The following is a 2914-nucleotide window of genomic DNA, read 5'->3' on the forward strand; positions in this document are numbered from 1 at the left end:
TTCGATCCGACGTTACGGCGAACGATCGCCGACGGCCTCTGGCCTGTATGGGAACTTCCCAGTACAGCGCGGAGCGCGTCGCCGGTCGTCCGGCGCGCCGCACGGACCGTGCGGAACAAGCGTGCGTGAGAACCAAACAGGTTTCCAAGTATCGTTAATAAGGTATCTTACCTTCGAATACATAGGGGTAAGAAGCGAACGCAGGGAACTGAAACATCTAAGTACCTGCAGGAAAGGACATCAACCGAGACTCCGCAAGTAGTGGCGAGCGAACGCGGACCAGGCCAGTGGCAATGAGGAATAAAGCGGAACCATCTGGAAAGTTGGGCCGTAGCGGGTGACAGCCCCGTACGCGTAGAACACTCATTGTCCTAGAGTAGGGCGGGACACGAGAAATCCTGTCTGAACATGGGGAGACCACTCTCCAAGCCTAAGTACTCGTGCATGACCGATAGCGAACAAGTACCGTGAGGGAAAGGTGAAAAGCACCCCGACAAGGGGAGTGAAATAGAACCTGAAACCGGATGCCTACAAACAGTCGGAGCCTGAAAGGGTGACGGCGTACCTTTTGTATAATGGGTCAACGACTTAGTGTAACAAGCAAGCTTAAGCCGGTAGGTGTAGGCGTAGCGAAAGCGAGTCTGAATAGGGCGATTTAGTTTGTTGCATTAGACCCGAAACCGAGTGATCTAGCCATGAGCAGGTTGAAGGTTGGGTAACACCAACTGGAGGACCGAACCCGCATCTGTTGCAATAGATTGGGATGACTTGTGGCTAGGGGTGAAAGGCCAATCAAACTCGGAAATAGCTGGTTCTCCGCGAAATCTATTTAGGTAGAGCGTCGAGCGAATACCCCCGGGGGTAGAGCACTGGATGGGCTATGGGGACTCACCGTCTTACTGATCCTAACCAAACTCCGAATACCGGGGAGTACTACTCGGCAGACACACGGCGGGTGCTAACGTCCGTCGTGAAAAGGGCAACAACCCTGACCTCCAGCTAAGGTCCCCAAGTCATGGCTAAGTGGGAAAGGATGTGAGGATCCCAAAACAACCAGGATGTTGGCTTAGAAGCAGCCATCATTTAAAGAAAGCGTAACAGCTCACTGGTCTAAATAAGGGTCTTTGCGCCGAAAATGTAACGGGGCTGAAGCCATGCACCGAAGCTGAGGATGTGTAGCAATACACGTGGTAGCGGAGCGTTCCGTAAGCCTGTGAAGGGACAGTCGTGAGACATCCTGGAGGTATCGGAAGTGCGAATGTTGACATGAGTAACGATAAAGAGGGTGAGAGACCCTCTCGCCGAAAGACCAAGGGTTCCTGCTTAAAGTTAATCTGAGCAGGGTTAGCCGGCCCCTAAGACGAGGCGGACACGCGTAGTCGATGGGAACCACGTTAATATTCGTGGGCCTGGTGGTAGTGACGGATTGCTCAACTTGTAAGGTCTTATTGGATTGATCTTGCAGGGACGCGGTTCCAGGAAACAGCTCCACCGTATAGACCGTACCCGAAACCGACACAGGTGGTCAGGTAGAGTATACCAAGGCGCTTGAGAGAACTATGTTGAAGGAACTCGGCAAATTGCACGCGTAACTTCGGAAGAAGCGTGACCCCATTTTGGGCAACCAGGATGGGGTGGCACAGACCAGGGGGTAGCGACTGTTTATCAAAAACACAGGGCTCTGCGAAGTAGCAATACGACGTATAGGGTCTGACGCCTGCCCGGTGCTGGAAGGTTAAAGGGAGAGGTGCAAGCTTTGAACTGAAGCCCCAGTAAACGGCGGCCGTAACTATAACGGTCCTAAGGTAGCGAAATTCCTTGTCGGGTAAGTTCCGACCTGCACGAATGGCGTAACGACTTCCCCGCTGTCTCCAACATAGACTCAGTGAAATTGAATTCCCCGTGAAGATGCGGGGTTCCTGCGGTCAGACGGAAAGACCCCGTGCACCTTTACTATAGCTTTACACTGGCATTCGTGTCGGCATGTGTAGGATAGGTGGTAGGCTTTGAAGCGGGGACGCCAGTTTCCGTGGAGCCATCCTTGAAATACCACCCTTATCGTCATGGATGTCTAACCGCGGTCCGTTATCCGGATCCGGGACAGTGTATGGTGGGTAGTTTGACTGGGGCGGTCGCCTCCGAAAGAGTAACGGAGGCGCGCGATGGTGGGCTCAGACCGGTCGGAAATCGGTCGTCGAGTGCAATGGCATAAGCCCGCCTGACTGCGAGACTGACAAGTCGAGCAGAGACGAAAGTCGGTCATAGTGATCCGGTGGTCCCGCGTGGAAGGGCCATCGCTCAACGGATAAAAGGTACGCCGGGGATAACAGGCTGATGACCCCCAAGAGTCCATATCGACGGGGTTGTTTGGCACCTCGATGTCGGCTCATCGCATCCTGGGGCTGGAGCAGGTCCCAAGGGTTTGGCTGTTCGCCAATTAAAGCGGTACGTGAGCTGGGTTCAGAACGTCGTGAGACAGTTCGGTCCCTATCTGCCGTGGGTGTAGGAATATTGACAGGATCTGTCCCTAGTACGAGAGGACCGGGATGGACATATCTCTGGTGGACCTGTTGTCCTGCCAAGGGCATAGCAGGGTAGCTACATATGGAAGGGATAACCGCTGAAGGCATCTAAGCGGGAAACCCACCTGAAAACGAGTGTTCCCTATCAGAGCCGTGGAAGACGACCACGTTGATAGGCCGGGTGTGGAAGTGCAGCAATGCATGAAGCTTACCGGTACTAATAGCTCGATCGGCTTGATCGTTCTCATTGACAATGCTCATCAAAATGAGCCTGGCGACAAGAAGCAGCAAACATGCGCTTCCCCGCCAATGACGTGTTCAACAAAACGAAGTGAAAACTTCACCAGCTTCTCAAATCGTTGCGCTTCGCTGACCTGGTGGTTATGGCGGGG

1 rRNA gene is annotated in these 2914 nt (G+C 53.6%); it reads left to right on the forward strand.

From position 1 onward, the window contains the following. A 23S ribosomal RNA gene (locus tag A3C3_RS44865) occupies positions 1-2764 on the forward strand; the annotation flags it as partial. Positions 2765-2914 lie beyond the last annotated feature (150 nt).

The organism is Rhizobium mongolense USDA 1844, assembly GCF_000419765.1.
Taxonomy (GTDB): Bacteria; Pseudomonadota; Alphaproteobacteria; order Rhizobiales; family Rhizobiaceae; genus Rhizobium; species Rhizobium mongolense.